This is a genomic window from Azospirillum brasilense (assembly GCF_007827815.1).
GTDB lineage: Bacteria > Pseudomonadota > Alphaproteobacteria > Azospirillales > Azospirillaceae > Azospirillum > Azospirillum brasilense_C.
Window position 1 is genome coordinate 267130 of record NZ_VITH01000004.1, and the last position, 22397, is coordinate 289526.

Genomic DNA, 22397 nt, shown 5'->3' on the forward strand with positions numbered 1-22397 from the left:
ACACGGTGTCACAACGCGGGCGCTGTTGCAATTCCAATGGGAACCGCATACCTCAAGCCCTCTTCGCACCGCAGATCACAGGGATTAACCGCCATGGGCTACACAGTCGCGGTCGTCGGCGCCACCGGCAACGTCGGACGGGAAATGCTGACCACCCTCGCCGACCGCCGGTTCCCGGCCGACGCGGTGATCGCCCTGGCCGCCGACAGCGCGGTCGGCAAGGAGGTGTCCTTCGGCGAGGACGCGGTGCTGAAGGTCGAGGACGTCGGCCGCTTCGACTTCAAGGGCGTGGACATCGCGCTGTTCGCCGCGGACGCCAAGGTTTCGGCGGCCCATGCGCCTCGCGCCGCCGCCGCGGGCGCCGTGGTGATCGACGCCAGCCCGCAGTTCCGCATGGACCCCGACGTCCCGCTGGTGATTCCCGAGGTCAACGGCGACGCGCTCGCCGGCTACGCGAAGAAGAACATCGTCGCCAGCCCCGGCGGCGCCGCCATCCTGCTGGCCATGGCGCTGAAGCCCCTGCACGAGCAGGTCACGGTGAGCCGCGTCGTCGTCTCCACCTACCAGGCGGCTTCGGACGCCGGCAAGGAGGGTATGGACGAGCTGTTCGGCCAGACCCGCGCCATCTACGTGAACGATCCGGTGCAGAAGTCCGTCTTCTCCAAGCAGATCGCCTTCAACGTCATTCCCCACGTCGGCCCCTTCATGGAGGACGGCACGACGCGGGACGAATGGGCGCTGAACGTCGAGACGAAAAAGATCCTCGACCCCAAGATCAAGGTGAGCGCGACCTGCGTCCGCGTCCCCGTCTTCATCGGTCACTCCGCCGCGATCACCGTCGAATGCGTGGAGCCGGTGACCGCCGAGGAGGCCCGCCGCATCCTGCGCAAGGCGCCGGGCATGCAGGTGATCGACCAGCAGGAGAACGACGGCTACATCACCCCGGTCGAGGTCGCCGGCGACGACCCGGTCTTCGTCAGCCGCATCCGCGAGGACTACACGGTGGACAACGGCCTGTCCTTCTGGGCCGCCACCGACAACCTGCGCAAGGGCGCCGCGCTCAACGCCGTGCAGATCGCCGAGCTGCTGGTGAAGGAGTATCTGGACGCGTGATCCCGCTTCGTCCCTCCCGCCCGGACGACGCCCCGGTCCTCTTTGAGGTCTGGCTCGCCGCGGTGCGCAGCACGCACGACTTCCTGAACGAGGAGGACATCGGCTTCTACGCCGGCCTCGTGCGCGACCAGTATCTTCCGGCGGCGGCGCTGCTGGTCGCGGTGGACGGCGACGACCGGCCGGTCGGCTTCCTGGGCATGACCGGGTCCAAGATCGACACGCTGTTCGTCGATCCGGCGTGGCACGGCCGGGGGATCGGCCGCGCCCTGGTCGCCCGCGCCCTGGAGGGCGGGCCGGAGCTGACGGTCGACGTGAACGAGCAGAACAACGCCGCCCGGGCCTTCTATCGGCGCCTCGGCTTCCGGGATGTCGGGCGCTCCGCGCTGGACGACAGCGGCCGCCCGTTCCCCTTGCTGCATCTGGCCCTCGATGGCGCCGGCCAAGGCGACCCGACCGGCGCCTGAAGGGCTTACTTGACGAACAGCCGGTACAAGGCGGAGTGGTCCAACCCACCGTCGCCCTGCTCGGCCAGCAGTTCGAACAGCTCCAGGCTGAGGCCCAGCGCGGGAAGCTGCATGCTGGACTGCTCCGCCAACTCCTCCGCCTGCTTCAGATCCTTGATCTGGGTGACCACGCGGCCGCCCGGCGTGAAGTCGCCGGAGACCATGCGCTGGCCGTGTAGCTCCAGGATGCGCGACTCGGCGAAGCCGCCGCGGATGGCGTCGCGGACCTTGCCCGGCTCCACCCCCGCCGCCTTGGCCAGCGCCAGCGCCTCGGCCACCGCGCCGATGCTCAGCGCGACGATCACCTGATTGGCCATCTTGGCGACCTGCCCAGCCCCGCTGTCGCCGACATGGGTGATGCGCTGGCCCATCGCCTGGAACAGCGGCAGGGCGCGGGCGAAGGCTTCCTCCGTGCCGCCGGCCATGATGGTCAGGGTGCCGGCCTCCGCCGCCACCGTGCCGCCCGACACCGGGGCGTCGACCCAGTCGGCACCCTTGGCGCGGACGGCCTCGGCCAGCTTGCGGGTCGCCCCGACCGCCGTGGTGCCCATGTCGATGACGAGATGGCCGGGCCGCAGCGCGTCGATCAGCGCGGTGGCCACCGCCTCCACCGCCACCGTGTCCGACAGCATCAGAACGATGGAATCGGCGCGGGCCGCGACCTCGGCGGGGTTGGCGGCCGGGCTCATGCCCTCGGCCGCCAGTTCCTCGACCGGGCCGGGACTGCGGCTGCTGATCACCAGGGCAGCACCGGCCTTCGCCAGATTGCGGGCCATCGGCCGGCCCATCAGGCCCAGCCCGATGACGCCGACCGTCCGCCCCGCCAGACCTGTCTGTCCGGTCATGTCACCGGCCGTCACAGGCGGGTGTGGCGCGCCCGCGCGCCGCGTTCGATGGCGGCGGCGCACAGCCGGTCCACGCCCAGCTTGTGCCGGATCAGCTCCAGCATCCGCAGTTCCTCCTGCGAGGCCGCGGGGTCCGCCGCGGCGATGTCGCAGGCGAGCGCGTAGGCGGTCTCGGACAGCTTGGACGGAATCGCCTCCTTGACGATCTGGAGCGTCGTCTCCAGCCCGTCAGCGTCGGCCAGCAGGCCGGAGCATTCGCGGGTCACGTCGGTCAGCCGGTCGATGTCGAAATCCTTGAAGATCGGCAGATAGCGGACGTTCTCGCCGATGGCCTCAAGCTCCGCGTCCGTCATGTCGCCGTCGCACGCCGACACCAGCACCATGACGTAGATGAGCGCGCTGTGATGGTTGATCATCGAAACTCCTGCGGAAAAAGGGCCCCGCCCAATCTTGCCCGCCCCCCGCGCGCCGTCAAGGGAGGGAGCGCCGTCAAGGGAGCTATGCCCGGGGCGGACGGGTGGGTCCCTCGACAGGGGACGGGTTGCCCCTTAAGGTCGGCCCCCATGTCGGTGGTCTTCAATGTGGCGCTCCCGGTCTTCGCCATCATCCTGGCGGGCGTCCTTTCCGGTAAGGCGAAGCTTCTCGGTCCCGCCTCGTCGGAGGCGCTGAACAAGTTCGTCTACTGGATGGCCCTGCCGCCGGTGCTGTTCCTCGGCACCGCGAAGCGCTCGCTGCCGGAGATCTTCAACGGCCCCTTCATCGGCGCCTTCCTCGGCTCAATGCTGGCGGTCTACGCGCTGGGCGCCCTGCTCGGCTGGCTGATCCACCGCGAGCGCACGCAGATCCAGTGCATGCAGGGGCTGAACGCCTGCTTCTCCAACACCGGCTACATGGGCATTCCGCTGTTCCTGGCGGCCTTCGGCCCGGACCGTCTGGCCCCGGCGATCCTCGCCACCGTCATCATGAGCGCGATCATGGTCGGCATCGCCGTGATCTGGCTGGAGTTCGCCAACAGCCAGGGCGGCGGCATCGGCAAGGCGCTGCGCGACGTCGGCCGGGCGCTGGTCAAGAACCCGCTGATCATCTCCACGGCCCTTGGGCTCGCCTGGTCGGTCTTCCTGTCCGGCGTGCCGGTGCCGCGCCCGATCGCCATCTACTGCGACCTGATGGGCGCCTCCGCAGGACCCTGCGCCCTGTTCGCCATCGGCCTGTTCCTGGCGACCCAGAGCCTGAAGGCCAACCTGATGGAGGCCGGCTGGATCAGCGCGTGCAAGCTGGTGGTTCAGCCGGCGCTGGCCTGGTTCCTCATCCAGACGCTGTTCCCGCTGGACCCCTTCTGGGCCGGGTCGGCCATCATCCTCGCCGGCCTTCCCACCGGCGCCCTGACCTTCGTGGTGGCCAGCCAGTACCGCGTCTATGTGGAGCGCACCTCCGCCGCCATCCTGATGTCCACCATCGCCAGCGTGGTCACCCTGTCCTTCCTGCTGGCCACCTACGCGCCGCCCCTCTGAACCTTGGCTTGCGGTCGTCCGGTCGCATTCGCCTCTTCAGACATTCATCTTTCTTAAAAGAAAGAAACCATTTGAAAAACGGGAGGCAGCCCTCCCTGCGTCATTCTTGCGTCTTTCTTAATATCTGTTGTTCAATCATTTGATCACGGCAAATCCAACGCCCACCGCACGGGCGGCTGGTCTGCCGCTTCCTTTCGTTCAGACTCAAAACAATCAATCGCCGCCGCATCGTTTCGGGGGAAAGAGATACGCGCCATGTCCATGCTGAGTTCCATGACCATCCGGACCAAGGTGGTCGCCGCCACCGTTGCGGTCCTGCTGATGTCGATCGCCTTGGGACTGTTCGCCGTCGACCGGCTGAGCACCGTCAACCGGGCCGCCGAGGACATCCGCTCCAACTGGCTGCCCAGCGTCACCGCCATCGGCGAGATCGACGGCGCGATGAGCGACTACCGCATCCTGGAGGCCTCCCACATCCTGGCCCTCTACCCCGCGGAGATGGCCGAGGTCGAAAAGGAGATGGCGGCCGTCCAGAATCGGCTGGCGGAGGCCAAGCGGAAGTACGCGCCTCTGCTGACCACCGGCTGGGAAACCCAGACCTTCAAGCGCTGGGAAGCCTCGTGGGACCGCTACATGACGATCAGCCGGGACACGCTTCTTCCCCCGTCCCGCGCCAACGAGAACGAGAAGGCCACCGGCATCTACCGGGAGCAGTCGCGCAAGGCCTATGAGGAGAGCAGCGCGCTCGTCAACGAGCTGACCGCATCCAACGTCGAGAACGCGACGAAGGCGGCGGACTCGGGGCGGGCCACCTACGTCGGGGCGCAGAGCTGGATCCTCGGTGCCATCGCCTTCGTCGCGGTCCTCTGCCTGTTCGCCGGCATCGCCATGACCAAGTCGGTCGCCCGGCCCATCGTCGCCCTGACCGCCATCATGGACCGCTTGGCCAAGCGCGACCTCGGCGTCGCCGTGGAGGGCGGGGACCGCCAGGACGAGATCGGAGCCATGGCCCGCGCGGTGCAGGTCTTCAAGGACGGGCTGATCGAGGCGGAGCGTCTGACCGCCGCCCAGGCCGCGGAGGAGGAGAACAAGCGCCGCCGCACCGAGCGGATCGATTCGCTGATCCGCAACTTCGACGGCGCGGTGCACAGCGTCCTGCAAACCGTGGGCGCCGCGGCGTCGCAGCTCGACACCACCGCCCGCAGCATGACCGACATCGCCGAGCACACCCGCGCCGAGGCCGGCAGCGCGGCGGCGGCGGCCGAACTGACCTCCGCCAACGTGCAGACCGTCGCCGCCGCGTCGGAGGAGATGGCCGCCTCCATCACCGAAATCTCCCAGCAAGTGTCCCAGTCGGCCAACATCGCCGGCAAGGCCGTGGACGAGGCCGACCGCACCAACGCCACCGTGCAGGGGTTGTCGGAAGCGGCCCAGCGCATCGGCGACGTGGTGGACCTGATCCAGAACATCGCCGCCCAGACCAACCTGCTGGCGCTGAACGCCACCATCGAGGCCGCCCGCGCCGGCGAGGCCGGCAAGGGCTTCGCCGTCGTGGCGAGCGAGGTCAAGAGCCTCGCCAACCAGACCTCCAAGGCGACGGAGGAGATCGCCCAGCAGATCGGCGCCATCCAGGCGGCCACCGGCGGGGCGGTCGGCGCTATCCGCGGGATCGGGGCGACCATCTCCTCGATCAACGACATCTCCTCCTCCATCGCCGCCGCCATCGAGGAGCAGGGTGCGGCGACCCAGGAGATCAGCCGCAACGTCCAGCAGGCGGCGCAGAGCACCCAGGAGGTGACCAGCAACATCGGCCGCGTGTCGCAGGCCGCGACCGAGACCGGCAGCGCCGCGAGCCAAGTGATGTCGGCCTCCGGCGACCTGAACCAGGGGGCGATGCGCCTGAAGAGCGAGGTGGAAAACTTCCTCGTCGCCATCAAGGCCGCCTGAGGGCCGCAAGACAGGACCGGTGGGCGGTAGCGGGACCGTCCACCGGCAGCCCCGCCGCGGCATGGGCTACGGCATCCCGCGTCCCCTCATACTTTCGAAGAAGCGCGCGGCAATCGGTTTGACAACCGGCGGCTGTCCCGGCACTCCATGGCCGTCACCGGTCACTGTCTCATCAAAAGTACAAAATGGAGGAGTCGCCATGCTGGGCCTCTACGCGCAGCACGCGCAGACCTATTTGCTTGTCCTGATGACAAGCACGACGCTTTTCTTTGCCCTGCCGATTTTCATCGCGCCGCTCGCCTGGGCACGACTGATGCTGTGGCGCATCCCGCAGGACACCGACCTCGCCGTCTATTTCGGCCGCTGCCTCGGGGCGTTCATCCTGATCGTTGAGTTCCTGATGCTGCGCGGCGCGACGACGGTGGAAGCGACCGCCTACGCCTTCGACGTCCTGTTCGCCGTGTTCGGGCTGATGCTGGCGGTCCATGTCTACGGCGCCATACGGCGCATCCAGCCGATCACCGAGACGCTGGAGATCGGCTTCTGGGCGTTCCTGCTCCTGCTCAACACGTGGTTCTACCCGGCCCCTCCCGCCTGACGGAATCGCGGCCCCGTCACCACGGACCCGCCGCTGTTGCCAAGCCGCCGCTGCCCGTATAATGTGCACCGCGCATCAAGAGTTGAGCGGACGCTCAACGCCAACCTGCTTACCCGAGCAAGGTGGCGTCCCGAAGGGGGATGTGGCCGGACCGGCAATCAAACGGGGTTCGCCATGACGTCTGTTCCGACCGATGCACCGACAGCGGAGCCGGACGAGTCATGCCCATCAGGATCCCCAACGATCTTCCCGCCTTCACCGCCCTCCAGTCCGAGGGCGTCATGGTCATGCAGGAGGCCGACGCCATCCGGCAGGACATCCGGCCCCTGCGCTTCGGCCTGCTCAACCTGATGCCCGACAAGATCCGGACCGAGACGCAGATCGCCCGCCTGCTGGGCAACACCCCGCTCCAGGTCGAACTGTCGCTGATCCGGATCACCAACCATGTGCCGCGCAACACCGCGGCGGACCACATGAGCGCCTTCTACCGGTCGTGGGAGGACGCGCGCCGTGAGACGTTCGACGGCTTCATCATCACCGGCGCCCCGGTCGAGACGATGCCCTTCGAGGAGGTCTCCTACTGGGACGAGCTGTGTTCGGTCTTCGACTGGACGCAGAGCCACGTCCATGCCTGCCTGAACATCTGCTGGGCGGCGCAGGCCGCCGTCCATCATTTCCACGGCGTGCCGAAGCATCTTCTGTCGCGCAAGGCATCCGGCGTGTACCGGCACCGCAACCGTGCCCCCGCCTCGCCCTACCTGTGCGGCCTGTCCGACGGCGTGCCCATCCCGGTCTCGCGCTGGACCGAGGTGCGCGAGGAGGACATCCCCCCCGAAAGCGGCCTGCGCGTGCTCCTGGATTCCCCGGAGACCGGCCCCTGCCTGCTGGAGGATGCCGCCCACCGCTCGCTGCACATGTTCAACCACATCGAGTACGACACGGATACCCTGCGCAACGAGTATGTCCGGGACGTCGCCAAGGACGCGGCCACGCCGGTTCCCCAGGGCTATTTCCCCGACGACAACCCGAGCCGCCCACCCGAGAACCGGTGGCGGAGCCACGCCCATCTGCTGTTCGCCAACTGGATCAACCAGATCTACCAGACGACGCCCTTCGACCTCTCGCGCATCGGCGCGGACCGGCCGGCCGCCATCACGGCGGCCTGACCGCCCCATCGCCGCTCAGCGCCTGTTGCGCCCCATCCTCCATCTGCAGGGCGAGCCAGAGCAGATGAGCCGCCGCGGCCGGGCTGACACCGGCCGGACGGGAACCGCCCCCACTCTCCACCGTCAGGCCGTACAGGGCCGCCACCAGATGGCCCTTGGCGCGGGGTGACAGCCGGCGCCCCCGGTCGGCCAGTCCCTGCTCGACAAGGGCGGTCGCCTCGCTCAGCAGCGCGAGATCGAGCACCGGCCGGGAGGCGGCGGCCTCCCGCGGCGGTGACGGAGGGTCACCATCGCCGGACTCCGGCCGGCCGGCCGCCGTCCGCATGTTGCCCCGTCCCGTCAGCAGCCAGTTCATGTCGATGCCGAGGGCGGCCAGTTCCGACAGGGTCTCCCCCTTCGGCAGCTTGCCGTTCAACTCATAGGACTGCCATGTGTTCTCCCCGAGACGGAATCGGCGAGACATTGTTTTTTGTGTCTCACCAAGAAATTCGCGCACGGTTTTGAGCCGATCCCCGAGCTGCACCACGCCGGTTTCTCCCAGGCCTGGAGAGGAAGCCTCCATTTCCAAGGTGAATTTGCTTCCCACGGCGCCCCGCTCGCGACGAGGCCGATCGTCGGTTGCACGTTTTCTCATGTTGCGACGATACGTATTATCGTGTAGAAAACACTGGGATACGCGGTGCGCAGCACTTTTACGCATGGATACGACATGGCCATTCTCGGTGTGCGCTCCATTCATTCCACCTTTGGTCCGGGCTCCGCGGGGCCGCCGGTCAGCGCCTGCACGCGACACTAGAAACCGTGTATGCCCGAAAGGCGTTCAGGTTCTGCATCGGTAGAGTAGCGAAGTCTCCTTCACCGCCCGCGGGAGCACGGCGGCCATAATGACTGTGGGACGCCAATTCCTTCCGGACCGACATCTTCGGAAGCGTCCCGCGAATCCCTCCGCATGGTCGCCCCATGGCCGCCGACCAATTCTTCAACTTATCGCAGAACATATGGGCTTTTGCATTGCCCATCCGCGCGCCCATGCGGCCGGCCGCGCGGAGCGTGTGAGGCATCGCCTCACTGTCACACAATGAACAATTTTGCCGCAACCGGTTCATTGCCAGAATCGTAATTCGCGACGAAGACAAGAAAAAATAAAAATCGTTCTTTGGTGAGCACGCGAGGAAACCGACCACCAAAACAACAGAAAAGTGAAAAACGTCATGAATGACATCAGCGTCAGAACAAAAACGTTCGCTGTTTTTGCGTTTCTATCCCTGCTTCTCGCTGGTATCGGTGCCTTGGGAATCAACCGTTTGTCGGTGGTCAACGACAGATCGACGGAAATCGCCAGCTTCTGGATGCCGCGGGTCGTTCAGGTCAACACCGTGAACGACGCCGTGTCGAACTTCCGCATCCTGCAGGGCGCCCACATCCTCAGCGCCACCGAGACGGAGATGGCCGCGGTGGAGAAGCGGATGGACGATATGGAAGCCAGCATCGTCAACGCCCGCCGGACCTACGAGGCGACGCTGCGCACCGCCGAGGGGCGCGGGCTGTTCGCCCAATTCGAACAGCAGTGGGGGCAGTATCTCACCCTGCACCGCCAGATCGTCGCCCTGTCGCGCCGCAGCGAGAACGCCGCCGCCAACGCCCTGTTCCGCGACGCGGCCGACAAGAGCTTCCAGGAGGTCGGGCGGACGCTCGACTCCATGATCGACCACAACAACCGCGGAGCCGCCAAGGCGAGCGACGACGCCGACGCCGTCTACGCCCAATCCAGCACGATGCTCATCGTCGCGCTGCTCATCGGCGTCGCCGTCTGCCTGGGCGGCGCGCTGATGATGATCCGCGGCGTCTCCTCCCCGATCGGCGCGATGACCGAGGCGATGCGCCGGCTGGCCGGCGGCGACAAGACGACGGCGATCCCCTTCGCCAGCCGCGGCGACGAGATCGGCGCCATGGCCACCGCCGTCCAGGTCTTCAAGGACGGGCTGATCGAGGCCGAGCGGCTGGCCGCCGAACAGGCCGCCGAGCAGGCCGCCAAGCTGCGGCGGACCGAGGCGGTCGAGCGGCTGATCGCCTCCTTCGAGGAGCAGGTCGCCGACGCGCTGCGCAACGTCGCCGCCGCCGCGACCGAGCTGGACACCACCGCCCAGAGCATGGCGGTCACCGCCCGCCAGACCAACGACCAGGCGGCCAACGCCGCCGCCGCCGCGGAGCAGACCAGCGCCAACGTGCAGACGGTGGCCAGCGCCGCGGAGGAGATGTCCAGCTCCATCGGGGAAATCGGCTCGCAGGTCACCCGCTCCACCGGCATCGCCGGACAGGCGGTGCAGGAGGCCGGGCGCACCACCGACTCCGTGCGCGGGCTCGCCGACGCCGCGCACCGCATCGGCGCCGTGGTGCAGCTGATCACCAACATCGCCGGCCAGACCAACCTGCTGGCGCTCAACGCCACCATCGAGGCGGCCCGCGCCGGTGAGGCCGGCAAGGGCTTCGCCGTCGTCGCGTCGGAGGTGAAGCAGCTCGCCAACCAGACCGCCCGCGCGACGGACGAGATCGCCTCTCAGATCCAGGCGATCCAGGAGGCCACCGCCGGCTCGGTCGGCGCCATCGAGGGGATCGGCCGCACCATCGCGGCGATCAACGAGATCTCCACCTCCATCGCCGCCGCGATCGAGGAGCAGTCCGCCGCGACCAACGAGATCTCGCGCAACGTCCAGCAGGCGGCGATCGGCACGCGCGAGGTGTCCAGCAACATCGCCCAGGTGACGGAGGCCGCCGGCACCACCGGGGCCGCCGCCCATCAGGTGCTGGGTGCGGCCGGCGGGCTGGCCTCGCAGGCGGAGAACCTGCGCCGCGACGTGGAGAGCTTCCTGGCGGCGATCCGCGCCGCCTGATGGATGCCTCGCGGTTCCTGCGGGGGCTCACCAGCCCCGCAGGAATTCCGCGGTCGCCTCCACCGCCTCCTTGATGCCGACGCGGCGGACCTCCACCCCTTCGGGGAAGGCGCCGAACAGGCGGCTCGGCATCATCGGGTCGAGCAGAACGAACACCCCGGTGTCGTCGGCCCGGCGCACCAGCCGGCCGAAGGCCTGCTTCAGCCGCAGCCGCGCGATCATGTCTTCGTAGCGGCGGCGCCCGAAGGCGTCGCGCCGGGCGCGGTGCAGGATGTCGGGCCGCGGCCAGGGCACCCGGTCGAACACGATCAGCCGCAGCGAGCGGCCCGGCACGTCCACCCCGTCGCGCACCGCGTCGGTGCCGAGCAGGCAGGCGTGCTCCTCCCCCCGGAAGATGTCGATCAGGGTCGCCACGTCCAGCGGATCGACATGCTGGGCGTAGAGCGGAATGCCGGTGGCATCCAAAGGCTCCACGATGCGGTCGTAGACGGCGCGCAGCCGGCTGATCGCCGTGAACAGCCCCAGGCCCCCGCCGCCCGCCGCCTGGAACAGCGTGCGGTAGGCCGAGGCCACCTGCCCCAGATCGTCCTTGCGAACGTCGGTGACCACCATCACCCGCGTGCGGTTGGGATAGTCGAAGGGCGACGGCACCTGGGCGCGCAGCGCCGGCTTCGGCAGGTGGCTGGCGCCGCAGCGGTCCTCCGCCGCCTGCCAGTCCATGGCGGTGTCGCCGGTGCCGTCGGTCAGCGTGGCGGAGGTGACCACCATGCCGTGCGCCGGCCCGGCCAGCGCCTCGGCGAAGGGAACCGTCGGGTCGATCCAGTGGCGGTAAAGTCCGACGTCGACGTCGCGCCCGTCGATCCGCTCCACCGCGAACCAGTCGACGAACTGCGCCGGGGTTTCCACCGGCAGCGTCTTCAGCATGGCCCGCCACGCCTCGACCGTCAGGACGCCGCGCCGGGTCAGGCTGCGCGCCATGGCGTCGATGCGCCGCCGCTGGTCGCTGTCCAGCTCCGCCGTCTCGTCCTCCAGCCTTGCCGCCAGCCGCTTGGCCAGCCCGGCCAGCGGTTCCGCCAGCCGGACCAGCGCCGTCTCCAGCGCCTCCGCGGCGTCGAGCAGTCCGTCCACCGGGTAGGCCTTGTCGGCCTCCAGGCTGTAGGGACCGCCCTGCCCCGCCGTGCGGGAATAGACCTGCCGCCGCGCGGCGAGCAGGAAGGCCTCGGTCGGCCCCTGCGGGTTGTCGGCGGACAGCCGCGCCGCCCAGCCCTCCGCCGGCAGGACGCGGGCACCCAGCATCACCGCGTCCATCAGCTCCTGCGCCTGTTCGTCGCTGGCGACCAGATCCTCGATGCGGCGCTTCAGCCCGCGGGCGCGGCTGCGCCCGGTCTCCTCCGCCCCCAGCAGCCAGCGCCGCAGCTCCTGGGTCTCGCGCCCGGTCAGATGCCCGGCGAAGGCGCTGTCCGCCGCGTCGAAGACATGGTGCCCTTCGTCGAAGACGTAGCGGGTGGGCAGCGTCGGCTCCTCGCCGCCGCCCAGCGCCGCCTGCACCATGACCAGCGCGTGGTTGGCGATCACCACGTCGGCCTTGCGGGCGCGGCGCACGCTCTTCTCGATGTAGCAGCGGGCGTAATGGTCGCAGGCGGAGTAGATGCACTCGCCCCGCCGGTCGGCGAGGCCCAGCGTCCGCCCGCGCCCGGCGATGTCGACCAGCCAGCCGGGAAAGTCGCCGCCGGTCAGGTCGCCGTCGCGCGTCGCCGCGGCCCAGCGCGCCATCAGCCCGACCCCGATGGCGTGGTGCGGCTGCATCGGCATGCCGCGCACCGCCTCCTCCAGATTCAGCAGGCACAGGTAGTTTTCCCGGCCCTTGCGCAGCACGACCTTGCGCGCCTTGGTCGCCGGCTCGGGGTAGAGGCGGTCCAGCTCCGCGTCGATCTGGTGCTGGAGGTTGCGGGTGTAGGTGGAGATCCACACCGTGCCGCCGTTCTTCTCCGCCCACACCGTGGCCGGCGCCAGATAGCCGAGCGTCTTGCCGACGCCCGTCCCGGCCTCCGCCAGCACGACGTTCGGCGTGTCGGGCGCGGGGCGCGGGGCGAAGGCGGCGGACACCGCGCTGGCGTAGTCGGCCTGCTGCGGGCGCGGCTCGGCCACCTTGCCGGGCACGCTGGCCGACAGCATCACCGACAGCCGGCGGCGCGCCTCGTCCGGCTCTACCGGGTGATGGGCGGGCGGCGGCTCGGGCGGGCCGTCCTGCCATTCCTTGATGCGGGTCCAGACGCGCAGGCCGGCGCGGGCGGCCCCCTTCTCCGGCCCATCCGGCCTGCCGAGCGCGGCCAGAACGGCGGGCGCCCACAGCCAGCCGGCGCGCCCCATCTCCCAGGCGAAGGCCACGGGATCCGACGCCTCCTCCCGCCCCGGCGTTCCCAACAGTCCCAGCAGCTTGCGCACCGCCCGGTGCAGCGCCAGCGCGTCGTCCTCCAGCCCGTCGGGGATCGGCAGGTCCAGCGCCTCGGCCAGCCCGCGCGGGGTCGGCACGCAGAAGCGGGCGGGCAGGACGAAGGCGAACAGCTCCAGCAGGTCGAAGGCGGCGAAGGGCTCGCTCCCCAGCCGCCGCGCCATCGCCCGCGCATGGCAAACGAGCGGTGGCTGGCGGCGCACCCGCTTCGCCGCGGCGGCGGGGGCCAGTTCCTCCACCTCGCCGTCGCCGGTCAGCAGGACCACGCGCCGCGCGCCGGCGACCAGGGCCGGCGCGTCATCGAGGCTGAAGGACGGGAGGGAGGGCGCCGAGGTCAGATCCATGGCGCGCAGTATAAAGGCGCCCGCCGCCGCAATGCGAGCAAACCCGTGTTGACCGATCGGCCCGCCCCCTCGAAAGTGCTTCCCCCGTCCTTGAGCGTCGCAGAGGAGAGGTCGAGCGCATGCGGTTTCCGGTCCGGCGTCTGCTGAGACTCCTGATGGCCCTGGCCGTCGCCCTGGTGGCCTTCAGCGTCGGCTGGGCGGCGCTCTACCGCGTGGTGCCGGTGCCGGCCACGCCCCTGATGCTGATCCGCGCCGCCGGAGGCTCCGGGCTGGACCATGACTGGGTGCCCCTGTCGCAGATGTCTCCCCATCTCGCCCGCGCGGTTATCGCGTCGGAGGACACGCTGTTCTGCGGCCATGGCGGCTTCGACTGGGCGGCCATCGAGGGCGCCTTCGAGGACAACGAGGAGGGCCGGCGCCTGCGCGGCGGCAGCACGATCAGCCAGCAGACCGCCAAGAACGCCTTCCTCTGGCCGGACCGAAGCTGGACCCGCAAGGGTGCTGAGGCGTGGTTCACCCTGCTGATCGAGACGCTGTGGCCGAAGAGCCGCATCCTGGAGGTGTATCTGAACAGCGTGGAGTGGGACGACGGCGTCTACGGCGCCGAGGCCGCCGCCCGCCACCATTTCAAGAAGCCGGCATCGGCCCTGACCCGCCGCGAGGCCGCCCTGCTGGCCGTCGTCCTGCCCAACCCGCGCAACTGGTCCCCGAACCCGCCCGGCGCCTATGTGGCGCGGCGGGCGGGCGTCATTGAGCGGCGCATGGCGGTGGTCGAGCGCGACGGGCTGGCGGATTGCGCGAAGTAGAATGCTCCTTTTCTTTGAAGGGTACATTGGCGCCTGCTTTGCCCCCTCCCCGGCCCTCCCCCGCTGACGCAGGGGAGGGAGATTTCTGCGAAACCGGCGCCTGCTCCCTCCCCTGCGAAGCGGGGGAGGGTTAGGGAGGGGGCAATGCTATGCAAGCCATCACCTTTTCTTAAAAACGACTACGCCCCGCCCCCCGACATCCGCAAACTTACCACCCCCGCAACGATCAGCAGAATCCCCGCCAGCTTCAGGAAGTTCAGCGACTCGCCGAAGACCCAAATCCCGATCGCCGCGATGGCCGCCGTGCCCACCGCGGACCAGATGGCGTAAGCCACGCCGACCTCGATCTCGCGCAGCGCCTGGGCCAGCATCGCGAAGGCCACCAGATAGCAGGCCACCACCGCCAGGCTGGGCCACAGGCGGGTCATGCCGTCGGACATCTTCATGGCGACGGTGCCCACGATCTCGAAAGCGATGGCGACGGACAGAAACAGCCAGCTCATGCGGGTCCTCGGCGGGTGATCCACATCCAGACATGCGCCCGAACCGTGAAACGGACAAGCGGCGCCCGTTGACGGACGGCGCGCTGCGCCCTAGGGTCGCTGCCTTTCTACACTTCCGTCGAGTTTTGAAGGGGCTCTACCATGACCGGCGAGCGGGAATTGGCGTTGCAGGCGAAGGCGTGGCCGTTCGAGGAGGCGCGCAAACTGGTCGCGCGCTTCGCGAAAGAGCCGCCGGCCAAAGGCTACGTCCTGTTCGAGACCGGCTACGGTCCGTCGGGCCTGCCGCACATCGGCACCTTCGGCGAGGTGGCGCGCACCACCATGGTCCGTCAGGCCTTCCAGCGGATGAGCGACATCCCGACGAAGCTGTTCTGCTTCTCCGACGACATGGACGGGCTGCGCAAGGTCCCGGACAACATCCCGAACAAGGAGCTGGTCGCCGCAAATCTCGGCAAGCCGCTGACCCAGGTCCCCGACCCGTTCGGCACGCACGACAGCTTCGGCGCGCACAACAACGCGCGGTTGCGCGCCTTCCTCGACAGCTTCGGCTTCGAGTACGAGTTCCAGTCCTCCACCGACTGGTACAAGTCGGGCCGCTTCGACGAGGCGCTGCTCGGCGTGCTGCGGCGCTACGACGAGATCATGGCCGTCATGCTGCCGACCCTGGGCGAGGAGCGCCAGCAGACCTACAGCCCGTTCCTGCCCGTCTCCCCCTCCACCGGGCGCGTGCTTCAGGTCCCGGTGCTGGAGCGCGACGTGGACGCCGGCACCATCGTCTTCCAGGACGAGGACGGCAAGAAGGTCGAGGTTCCCGTCACCGGCGGCCATGTGAAGCTCCAGTGGAAGCCCGACTGGGGCATGCGCTGGTACGCGCTGGGCGTCGATTACGAGATGTACGGCAAGGACCTGATCCCGTCGGCCGAGCTGGCCGGGAAGATCGTCAACATCCTCGGCGGCACCCCGCCGCAGGGCTTCAATTACGAGCTGTTCCTCGACGACAAGGGACAGAAGATCTCCAAGTCCAAGGGCAACGGCCTGACCATGGAGGAGTGGCTGGCCTACGCCCCGCCGGAAAGCCTCGCCCTCTACATGTTCCAGAAGCCGAAGTCGGCCAAGCGCCTGTATTTCGACGTGATCCCGCGGGCGGTGGACGAGTATCTGGCCTTCGTCGCCAAGCTGCCGGTGGAGGAGCCGGCCAAGGCGCTGGAGAACCCGGCCTGGCACATCCACAACGGCACGGCGCCGGCGGTGCGCTCGGACGTGTCCTTCAACCTGCTGCTGAACCTCGCCGGGGCGGCGAACGCCGAGACCAAGGACGTCATGTGGGGCTTCATCAGCCGCTACGCGCCCGAGGCGACGCCGGAGAACAGCCCCTTCCTGGACAAGCTGGTCGGCTACGCCGTCCGCTACTACCAGGATCAGGTCAAGCCGACGAAGCGCTTCCGCGCCCCCACCGACGCCGAGCGCGCCGCGCTGGAGGATCTGCTGACGCGTCTGGGCGGCATCCCCGCCGACGCGGCGGGCGACGTCATCCAGAACGAGGTCTTCGCCGTCGGCAAGGAGCACGGCTTCACCGAGCTGCGCGCGTGGTTCCAGGCGCTCTACGAGGTGCTGCTCGGCCAGACCACCGGCCCGCGCATGGGCTCCTTCATCCAGCTCTACGGCCTGGACGAGACCAAGGCGCTGATCCGCGAGAAGCTGGCCGCCTGAGCGTCGTCTCCTTTCCCCTCCCCCGCGCCGCCGGACCGCCGCGGGGGAGGGTTTTCCCAGCGGACCGGAGCACCCCTCGACCATTTCGCCGAACGCGCAAACCGCATCCAAGGAAGGCGGTGACCACGGGCGTGCTCGGATGGATCACGCCAGCATTCGGCGAGACATCGCGCGCCATCGTTCCGGTCACAAACAATATTCCCGGCCCGATCGTTTGTGTTTCCATCATCCGCTCGTCCGGCTCGAATGTGTGCAAACGGTCGAAATCCTGCTCACCCGCTGGGCAAACAACATTTTATTCCCGCATCGCCATGCGCACACCGCACCGCACCAATACCAACTTGGTATTACCATCCGCCAAGGTCAGAGCCTATGATCCGCCTCGTTACTGCTTTTGCAGTGCGTTTCCTCCCTAAACTCTTCAAGGCCGCGCCCCATCGGGGTTGCGGCCCTTTTTCTTTTCAGCCCGCATTTTTCGCCGCTTTCACATCGCCGGCCGCTGGTGTGACTGGAGGCGTGACCGCTGGTACAGGGTACGGTTGCGCACGACGGGCGCCGATGAAGGGTTCAATGACAAGTTCGGCGCCATTAGCGACCCGTTAACCGCGCCGTCGTTGGATATCCGGATGCAGCCACGTCAGCCCTCCCACGCCGATCAAGACGCCGACCAAGACGACGACCGCCCCGGCGCGGCCCGCCCGGCGCCGCGAACGGGCACCCCCAGGGACGAGGGGGTCGATCCCGAACTGCTCGGCTATCTGTTCGACGATTCTCCCCCCGCTCCTCCTGCGCCGGAACCGGCCCGCCGCCGCGTCGGCACGGCGCTTGTGGAATCGCGGCGGGCCGGCATGGCCGACGCCGGGGTGCGCGCGCTGCTGGCGCGCAAGCTGTGCCGGCTGCTGCCCGACCTGCCTCCGGACCGCCGGGACAAGGCCACAGCCGCCGCCCTGCGCACGCTGGAACGGCTGGCCCGCGATCACGCGACCCATGTGCGGACGGCGCTGGCCGGGGCGCTGAAGGACATCGCCTGCGCGCCTCCCGCCGTGGCGCGCACGCTGGCCCGCGACGTCGAGCGCTCGGTGGCGGAGCCGATCCTGCATTGCTGCGCCACCCTGACCGACGAGGACCTGCTGGAGGTCATCGCCGCCCACCCGGCGGGCTGGGCGCTGGCGGCCATCGCGCGGCGGCCGGCGGTCAGCGCGCCGCTGTCCTGCGCCATCGTCGACACGGGCGACGTGGAGGCCACGGGCGTCCTGCTGGACAACGACGGCGCGGTCATTCCGGACGACCGGCTGGAGGATCTGGTGGAGCGGTCGGGCGGCCATCCCGACTGGCAGGCCAAGCTGGCCGGCCGTTCCGCCCTGCCGCAGCGGCTGGCCCTGCGGCTTGCGGAGTTCGTCGACGACTCGGTGGCCGACCTGCTGCGCCGCCGCACCGACCTGGACGCGGCGACCGCGGCGGAGGTCGCCGCCGTGACCCGCCGCCGCGTCGCCTGGGCCGAAGGGCGCGATCCCGCCGAGTCGCCGGGGCGCCGCGCCGTGCGCCTGCACCGCCAGGGTGCCCTGGACGAGACGGCGCTGGGCGACGCCCTGTCCTGGGAGGAGATGGACTTCGTCCGCGCCGCCCTGGCCCTGCGCGCCGCCGTCCATCCGGGGATCGTGGACGACATCCTGCGCTCCAGCGACCCCCGCGCGGTCACCGCGCTGGTCTGGCGGGCGGGCTATTCGATGCGCTGCGCCATGCGGGTGCAGATCCGCGCCGCCGGCATCCCGCCGCGCGCCGTGCTGAACGCCCGGCAGGGCACCGATTACCCAATGCCCGCGGCGGACATGGCCCGTCACCTGGCGCTCTACGGCGTCCGCTCCTGACGCCGCAGAGCGCTGTCCCGAAATGTCCCTTACTGGATTTCCAGGGGGCGGCGGGCCGGCGCCCGGCGCGCGTCGGGGGCCAGCGCCGGATCACTCTGGTAGAGCGGGCGCGACGGGTCGGTGTCGATCAGCTGCGGCGGGGTGACGATCTCCTCGCCCGACCCGGAATCGAACTGGATCACCGCCATCTGGCGCACCGTCTCGCACAGGGCGCGCTTGCGCAGGGTTTCCGGGTCGCTCGGCCCGTCGAAGGCGACGAAGGGCACCACGATCCCGCTGCGCTCCCCCGGGGGAACGGAGGTGTACACATAGTTCGACACCGGCCGGCAATAGAGCACGTCGGTGGCCGACGGGGTGTCCGCCGCCATGCTCGCCGAAGCGGCCGCCGGCGTGGTGGCCGCCGCCGTGTTCAACGGGGCCTTGGCCAGAGCGGCCTCGTAGTCTGCGACGGTTTGTCCCAAGGCCGCGCCGCCGCTTCCCAGCGCCAGGGTCGCGGTCAGGCAGAATGCCGGTGCAAAGCGAATCATGGTTCTTCCCCCCAAGCCGAACGGCCGTGAAAACCTATCCAAAGAATAGTGCGCCGCACCCGCAACGCCAAATTCCTGTTTGCCGTTCCGGCCATTCGCCGTAATCGATTGCACAGTTCCGTGTCCCGTGCTTGCGGTCACGCTTGCCCTCGGGCCGGAATCGCGCTAGGAACCGCCCTCGAAATCTCAGGGCGCTGGACCCCTAGGACGCTACACTCAATCGGTTCTGTCCTCCGCTGAATGGGGGACGCTCACGCTTAGGGAAACGCTCCATGGCTCGCAAGAAGATTGCGCTCGTCGGCGCCGGCCAGATTGGCGGCACGCTGGCTCTGCTCGCTGCCCAGAAGGAACTCGGCGACGTCGTGCTGTTCGACATCGCCGAAGGCATGCCGGAGGGCAAGGCCCTCGACCTGGCTGAGACCTCGCCGGTCGAAGGCTTCAACGCCAAGCTCAGCGGCGGCAACGACTATTCGGTCATCGAAGGCGCCGACGTGGTGATCGTCACCGCCGGCGTGCCGCGCAAGCCGGGCATGAGCCGCGACGACCTGATCGGCATCAACACCGGCGTCTGCCAGACCGTCGGCGAGAACATCAAGAAGTACGCCCCGAACGCCTTCGTCATCGTCATCACGAACCCGCTGGACGTGATGGTGTGGGTGCTCCAGCAGGCCTCCGGCCTCCCGCCGGAGCGCGTCGTCGGCATGGCCGGCGTGCTCGACTCGGCCCGCTTCCGCTACTTCCTGGCCGACGAGTTCAAGGTGTCGGTCGAGGACGTCACCGCCTTCGTGCTGGGCGGCCACGGCGACACCATGGTCCCGCTCGTCCGCTACTCGACCGTCGCCGGCATCCCGCTGCCGGATCTGGTCAAGATGGGCTGGACCACGCAGGAGAAGCTGGACGCCATCGTGCAGCGCACCCGCGACGGCGGCGCCGAGATCGTCAAGCTCCTGAAGACCGGCTCGGCCTTCTACGCCCCGGCCGCCTCCGCCATCCAGATGGCCGAGTCTTACCTGAAGGACCAGAAGCGCGTCGTTCCGGTCGCCGCCTACCTGACCGGCCAGTACGGCCAGAACGACCTCTACGTCGGCGTCCCGACGATCATCGGCGCCGGTGGCGTCGAGAAGATCATCGAGATCGAACTCTCCGCGGAAGAGAAGAAGATGTTCGATCACTCGGTCGACGCTGTGAAGCAGCTCGTCGAGGTGGTCAAGAAGCAGCAGGCTGATAAGGCCGCCTCCTAAGGCGGCCTGTTTTTTGCCTGCGCGGCGGCCTGCGGCCTGTCGCTCCGGGGCGGACGGTTGAACCGTCCGCTTCCGGTGGTACAGTAACCGCGGTTGTTCGCGCCAGCCGGCGTAAGGCTTCCTGAAGGACTGAGCTCCCCCGAAGACTTTCGCCCTGGCGCGTCCGCCTGCAGGAAACGCCTGCCCGATCTTCGCCCATCGTCAGCCGACCCGAAATCCGTCAGCCGACCATAAAAACAGATGGACGCCCGATGAACATCCATGAGTATCAGGCCAAAGGCCTGCTGAAGAAGTACGGCGTCGCGGTGCCCCGCGGCGGCGTCGCCTACACCCCGCAGGAAGCCGAGACCGTCGCCCGCGAGCTGGGCGGCCCGGTGTGGGTCGTGAAGTCGCAGATCCACGCGGGTGGCCGCGGCGCCGGCCGCTTCAAGGACAACCCCGAGGGCAAGGGCGGCGTCCGCGTCGTCAAGTCCATCGAGGAGGTCGGCAAGAACGCCGCCGAGATGCTGAACCACGTGCTGGTCACCAAGCAGACCGGTGCGGAAGGCCGCGAGGTCAAGCGCCTCTATGTCGAGGAAGGCGCCGACATCAAGCGCGAGCTGTATCTCGGCATGCTGACCGACCGCGCCACCGGCCGCGTCACCATCATGGCGTCCACCGAGGGCGGCATGGAGATCGAGGAGGTCGCCCACAACACGCCGGAGAAGATCGTCAAGGTCGCCATCGACCCGGCCACCGGCATCCAGGGCTACCACACCCGCAAGGTCGCCTTCGCGCTCGGCCTCGAGGGCAAGCAGGTCTCCGCCGCCGCCAAGTTCATCGTCGCCGCCTACCAGGCCTTCGTGGACCTGGACTGCGCGATCGTCGAGATCAACCCGCTGATCGTCACCGGCTCGGGCGAGATCCTGGCGCTCGACGCCAAGATGAGCTTCGACGACAACGCCCTGTTCCGCCACAAGGATGTGGAAGAGCTGCGCGACGAGGCCGAGGAAGACCCGGCCGAGATCGAGGCCGCCAAGCACAGCCTCAACTACGTCAAGCTGGACGGCAACATCGGCTGCATGGTCAACGGCGCCGGCCTGGCGATGGCGACCATGGACATCATCAAGCTGTACGGCGGCGAGCCGGCCAACTTCCTCGATGTCGGCGGCGGCGCCACCAAGGAGCGCGTCACCGCGGCCTTCAAGCTGATCCTTTCCGACCCGAACGTCGAAGGCATCCTGGTCAACATCTTCGGCGGCATCATGCGCTGCGACGTCATCGCCGAAGGCGTGGTCGCGGCCGCCCGCGAGGTGCACCTGCACGTTCCGCTGGTCGTCCGTCTGGAAGGCACGAACGTCGAGCTGGGCAAGAAGATCCTCAGCGAGTCCGGTCTGCCGATCCTCTCGGCCGACAACCTCGCCGACGCCGCCGACAAGGTGGTCAAGGCCGTGAAGGAGGCCGCGTAAGATGGCTGTTCTCGTCGATAAGAACACGAAGGTGATCTGCCAGGGCTTCACCGGAGCCCAGGGCACCTTCCATTCCGAGCAGGCGATCGCCTACGGCACCAAGATGGTCGGCGGCGTCACCCCGGGCAAGGGCGGCACCAAGCACCTCGACCTGCCGGTCTTCGACACGGTGGCCGACGCGGTCGAGAAGACCGGCGCCAACGCCAGCGTCATCTACGTGCCGCCGCCGTTCGCCGCCGACGCCATCCTGGAGGCGATCGACGCCGAGATCCCGCTGGTGGTCTGCATCACCGAGGGCATCCCGGTGCTCGACATGGTGCGCGTCAAGCGGGCGCTGGGCAACTCCAAGACCCGCCTGATCGGGCCGAACTGCCCGGGCATCATCACGCCCGACGAGTGCAAGATCGGCATCATGCCGGGCCACATCCACAAGCGCGGCAAGATCGGCATCGTCTCGCGCTCGGGCACGCTGACCTACGAGGCGGTGGCGCAGACCACCGCGGCGGGTCTGGGCCAGACGACCTGCATCGGCATCGGCGGCGACCCGGTGAACGGGACGAACTTCGTGGACAGCCTGGAGCTGTTCCTGAAGGACCCGGAGACCGAGGGCATCATCATGATCGGCGAGATCGGCGGCGACGCCGAGGTCAAGGGCGCGGAGTTCATCCGCGACTCCGGGACCAAGAAGCCGGTCGTCGGCTTCATCGCCGGACGCACCGCGCCTCCGGGCCGCCGCATGGGCCACGCCGGTGCGGTGATCTCCGGCGGCAACGACACCGCGGACTTCAAGATCGAGTTCATGAAGTCCGTCGGCATCGCCGTCGCCGACAGCCCCGCGAGCCTGGGTTCCACCATGCTCAAGGTCTTCAAGGGCTGATAAAGCGGCGGGCGGGACCCCATATTCCCGCCCACTGCCGAAGGACC

Annotated in this window: 20 protein-coding genes and 1 riboswitch; of the genes, 14 read left to right on the plus strand and 6 right to left on the minus strand. The window is 68.7% G+C overall.

What is annotated here, in order from left to right:
- Window positions 1-93 precede the first annotated feature (93 nt).
- Together FBZ83_RS10280 and FBZ83_RS10285 are read left to right on the plus strand one after the other, a co-directional pair.
- Window positions 94-1113 (plus strand): aspartate-semialdehyde dehydrogenase, encoded by a 1020-nt coding sequence (locus tag FBZ83_RS10280; protein ID WP_145682353.1) that lies wholly within the window; start codon window positions 94-96, stop codon window positions 1111-1113.
- Complete coding sequence (locus tag FBZ83_RS10285) at window positions 1110-1577, plus strand: acetyltransferase (protein ID WP_145682354.1); 468 nt, start codon at window positions 1110-1112, stop codon at window positions 1575-1577. Before FBZ83_RS10280 ends, FBZ83_RS10285 begins: the two co-directional genes overlap by 4 nt.
- A gap of 5 nt (window positions 1578-1582) precedes the next feature.
- Here the strand turns inward: FBZ83_RS10285 and FBZ83_RS10290 are convergent, their stop codons facing one another.
- Together FBZ83_RS10290 and FBZ83_RS10295 are read right to left on the minus strand one after the other, a co-directional pair.
- Window positions 1583-2461 carry an NAD(P)-dependent oxidoreductase gene (locus FBZ83_RS10290; RefSeq protein ID WP_145682355.1) on the minus strand — a complete coding sequence of 293 codons (879 nt, stop codon included), beginning with the start codon at window positions 2459-2461 and terminating at the stop codon, window positions 1583-1585.
- A gap of 11 nt (window positions 2462-2472) precedes the next feature.
- Window positions 2473-2877: a tellurite resistance TerB family protein gene (locus FBZ83_RS10295; RefSeq protein WP_038529588.1), complete on the minus strand. Its 405-nt coding sequence runs from the start codon at window positions 2875-2877 to the stop codon at window positions 2473-2475.
- 147 nt (window positions 2878-3024) lie between these two features.
- Here FBZ83_RS10295 and FBZ83_RS10300 point away from each other — a divergent pair, with 147 nt between their 5' ends.
- From FBZ83_RS10300 to FBZ83_RS10315, 4 genes are all read left to right on the plus strand, one after another.
- A complete protein-coding gene (locus tag FBZ83_RS10300) occupies window positions 3025-3972 on the plus strand; it encodes an AEC family transporter (protein WP_145682356.1) in 948 nt (315 codons plus the stop codon).
- 255 nt (window positions 3973-4227) lie between these two features.
- A complete protein-coding gene (locus FBZ83_RS10305) occupies window positions 4228-5919 on the plus strand; it encodes a methyl-accepting chemotaxis protein (RefSeq protein WP_145682357.1) in 1692 nt (563 codons plus the stop codon).
- A gap of 199 nt (window positions 5920-6118) precedes the next feature.
- Window positions 6119-6517, plus strand: a complete 399-nt coding sequence (locus tag FBZ83_RS10310; protein ID WP_145682358.1) for a hypothetical protein — start codon at window positions 6119-6121, stop codon at window positions 6515-6517.
- Between the two features lie 67 nt (window positions 6518-6584).
- Window positions 6585-6689, plus strand: a riboswitch (SAM-I-IV-variant riboswitch).
- A gap of 49 nt (window positions 6690-6738) precedes the next feature.
- Complete coding sequence (locus FBZ83_RS10315; protein WP_145682359.1) at window positions 6739-7683, plus strand: homoserine O-succinyltransferase; 945 nt, start codon at window positions 6739-6741, stop codon at window positions 7681-7683.
- Here the strand turns inward: FBZ83_RS10315 and FBZ83_RS10320 are convergent.
- Window positions 7670-8146 (minus strand): hypothetical protein, encoded by a 477-nt coding sequence (locus tag FBZ83_RS10320; protein ID WP_247888250.1) that lies wholly within the window; start codon window positions 8144-8146, stop codon window positions 7670-7672. The genes FBZ83_RS10315 and FBZ83_RS10320 overlap by 14 nt on opposite strands.
- Window positions 8147-8894: 748 nt before the next feature.
- Here FBZ83_RS10320 and FBZ83_RS10325 point away from each other — a divergent pair.
- Entirely contained in the window at window positions 8895-10574 is a 1680-nt protein-coding gene (locus tag FBZ83_RS10325) for a methyl-accepting chemotaxis protein (protein WP_145682361.1), read from the plus strand.
- 27 nt (window positions 10575-10601) lie between these two features.
- On the opposite strand, the gene FBZ83_RS10330 is transcribed toward FBZ83_RS10325, so the two are convergent.
- Window positions 10602-13370 carry an ATP-dependent DNA helicase gene (locus tag FBZ83_RS10330; RefSeq protein WP_145682362.1) on the minus strand — a complete coding sequence of 923 codons (2769 nt, stop codon included), beginning with the start codon at window positions 13368-13370 and terminating at the stop codon, window positions 10602-10604.
- A 119-nt stretch (window positions 13371-13489) separates the two neighbouring features.
- On the opposite strand from FBZ83_RS10330, the gene mtgA reads away from it, so the two are divergent.
- The gene (gene mtgA, locus FBZ83_RS10335) at window positions 13490-14176 is read left to right on the plus strand and encodes a monofunctional biosynthetic peptidoglycan transglycosylase (protein ID WP_145682363.1); all 687 of its coding nucleotides are present in this window, start codon (window positions 13490-13492) and stop codon (window positions 14174-14176) included.
- Window positions 14177-14355: 179 nt separating this feature from the next.
- On the opposite strand, the gene FBZ83_RS10340 is transcribed toward mtgA, so the two are convergent.
- Window positions 14356-14679: a DMT family transporter gene (locus FBZ83_RS10340; protein ID WP_038529606.1), complete on the minus strand. Its 324-nt coding sequence runs from the start codon at window positions 14677-14679 to the stop codon at window positions 14356-14358.
- Between the two features lie 141 nt (window positions 14680-14820).
- Between FBZ83_RS10340 and FBZ83_RS10345 the strand changes: the two genes are divergently transcribed.
- The 3 genes from FBZ83_RS10345 to FBZ83_RS10355 all read left to right on the plus strand — a co-directional run bounded on the left by FBZ83_RS10345 (window position 14821) and on the right by FBZ83_RS10355 (window position 18257).
- Window positions 14821-16389 (plus strand): lysine--tRNA ligase, encoded by a 1569-nt coding sequence (locus FBZ83_RS10345; RefSeq protein ID WP_145682364.1) that lies wholly within the window; start codon window positions 14821-14823, stop codon window positions 16387-16389.
- 139 nt (window positions 16390-16528) lie between these two features.
- Window positions 16529-16765, plus strand: a complete 237-nt coding sequence (locus FBZ83_RS10350; protein ID WP_145682365.1) for a hypothetical protein — start codon at window positions 16529-16531, stop codon at window positions 16763-16765.
- 250 nt (window positions 16766-17015) lie between these two features.
- Window positions 17016-18257 (plus strand): DUF2336 domain-containing protein, encoded by a 1242-nt coding sequence (locus FBZ83_RS10355; protein WP_145682366.1) that lies wholly within the window; start codon window positions 17016-17018, stop codon window positions 18255-18257.
- A gap of 29 nt (window positions 18258-18286) precedes the next feature.
- Here the strand turns inward: FBZ83_RS10355 and FBZ83_RS10360 are convergent, their stop codons facing one another.
- A complete protein-coding gene (locus FBZ83_RS10360; RefSeq protein ID WP_145682367.1) occupies window positions 18287-18784 on the minus strand; it encodes a hypothetical protein in 498 nt (165 codons plus the stop codon).
- 272 nt (window positions 18785-19056) lie between these two features.
- Between FBZ83_RS10360 and mdh the strand changes: the two genes are divergently transcribed.
- From mdh to sucD, 3 genes are all read left to right on the plus strand, one after another.
- On the plus strand, window positions 19057-20025 hold the full coding sequence (gene mdh, locus FBZ83_RS10365) for a malate dehydrogenase (RefSeq protein WP_145677339.1): 969 nt from the start codon (window positions 19057-19059) through the stop codon (window positions 20023-20025).
- A 251-nt stretch (window positions 20026-20276) separates the two neighbouring features.
- Complete coding sequence (gene sucC, locus FBZ83_RS10370; protein ID WP_014241629.1) at window positions 20277-21473, plus strand: ADP-forming succinate--CoA ligase subunit beta; 1197 nt, start codon at window positions 20277-20279, stop codon at window positions 21471-21473.
- Window position 21474: 1 nt separating this feature from the next.
- Window positions 21475-22350, plus strand: a complete 876-nt coding sequence (gene sucD / locus FBZ83_RS10375) for a succinate--CoA ligase subunit alpha (RefSeq protein ID WP_014241630.1) — start codon at window positions 21475-21477, stop codon at window positions 22348-22350.
- Window positions 22351-22397 lie beyond the last annotated feature (47 nt).

Excerpts from the sequence above, each read along its gene's own strand:
- FBZ83_RS10280 (WP_145682353.1), top strand. The coding sequence starts at position 94 with ATGGGCTACACAGTCGCGGTCGTCGGCGCCACCGGCAACGTCGGACGG.
- FBZ83_RS10290 (WP_145682355.1), bottom strand. The coding sequence starts at position 2,461 with ATGACCGGACAGACAGGTCTGGCGGGGCGGACGGTCGGCGTCATCGGG.
- FBZ83_RS10295 (WP_038529588.1), bottom strand. The coding sequence starts at position 2,877 with ATGATCAACCATCACAGCGCGCTCATCTACGTCATGGTGCTGGTGTCG.
- FBZ83_RS10300 (WP_145682356.1), top strand. The coding sequence starts at position 3,025 with ATGTCGGTGGTCTTCAATGTGGCGCTCCCGGTCTTCGCCATCATCCTG.
- FBZ83_RS10305 (WP_145682357.1), top strand. The coding sequence starts at position 4,228 with ATGTCCATGCTGAGTTCCATGACCATCCGGACCAAGGTGGTCGCCGCC.
- FBZ83_RS10310 (WP_145682358.1), top strand. The coding sequence starts at position 6,119 with ATGCTGGGCCTCTACGCGCAGCACGCGCAGACCTATTTGCTTGTCCTG.
- FBZ83_RS10315 (WP_145682359.1), top strand. The coding sequence starts at position 6,739 with ATGCCCATCAGGATCCCCAACGATCTTCCCGCCTTCACCGCCCTCCAG.
- FBZ83_RS10320 (WP_247888250.1), bottom strand. The coding sequence starts at position 8,146 with ATGTCTCGCCGATTCCGTCTCGGGGAGAACACATGGCAGTCCTATGAG.
- FBZ83_RS10325 (WP_145682361.1), top strand. The coding sequence starts at position 8,895 with ATGAATGACATCAGCGTCAGAACAAAAACGTTCGCTGTTTTTGCGTTT.
- FBZ83_RS10330 (WP_145682362.1), bottom strand. The coding sequence starts at position 13,370 with ATGGATCTGACCTCGGCGCCCTCCCTCCCGTCCTTCAGCCTCGATGAC.
- mtgA (WP_145682363.1), top strand. The coding sequence starts at position 13,490 with ATGCGGTTTCCGGTCCGGCGTCTGCTGAGACTCCTGATGGCCCTGGCC.
- FBZ83_RS10340 (WP_038529606.1), bottom strand. The coding sequence starts at position 14,679 with ATGAGCTGGCTGTTTCTGTCCGTCGCCATCGCTTTCGAGATCGTGGGC.
- FBZ83_RS10345 (WP_145682364.1), top strand. The coding sequence starts at position 14,821 with ATGACCGGCGAGCGGGAATTGGCGTTGCAGGCGAAGGCGTGGCCGTTC.
- FBZ83_RS10350 (WP_145682365.1), top strand. The coding sequence starts at position 16,529 with ATGGATCACGCCAGCATTCGGCGAGACATCGCGCGCCATCGTTCCGGT.
- FBZ83_RS10355 (WP_145682366.1), top strand. The coding sequence starts at position 17,016 with ATGCAGCCACGTCAGCCCTCCCACGCCGATCAAGACGCCGACCAAGAC.
- FBZ83_RS10360 (WP_145682367.1), bottom strand. The coding sequence starts at position 18,784 with ATGATTCGCTTTGCACCGGCATTCTGCCTGACCGCGACCCTGGCGCTG.
- mdh (WP_145677339.1), top strand. The coding sequence starts at position 19,057 with ATGGCTCGCAAGAAGATTGCGCTCGTCGGCGCCGGCCAGATTGGCGGC.
- sucC (WP_014241629.1), top strand. The coding sequence starts at position 20,277 with ATGAACATCCATGAGTATCAGGCCAAAGGCCTGCTGAAGAAGTACGGC.
- sucD (WP_014241630.1), top strand. The coding sequence starts at position 21,475 with ATGGCTGTTCTCGTCGATAAGAACACGAAGGTGATCTGCCAGGGCTTC.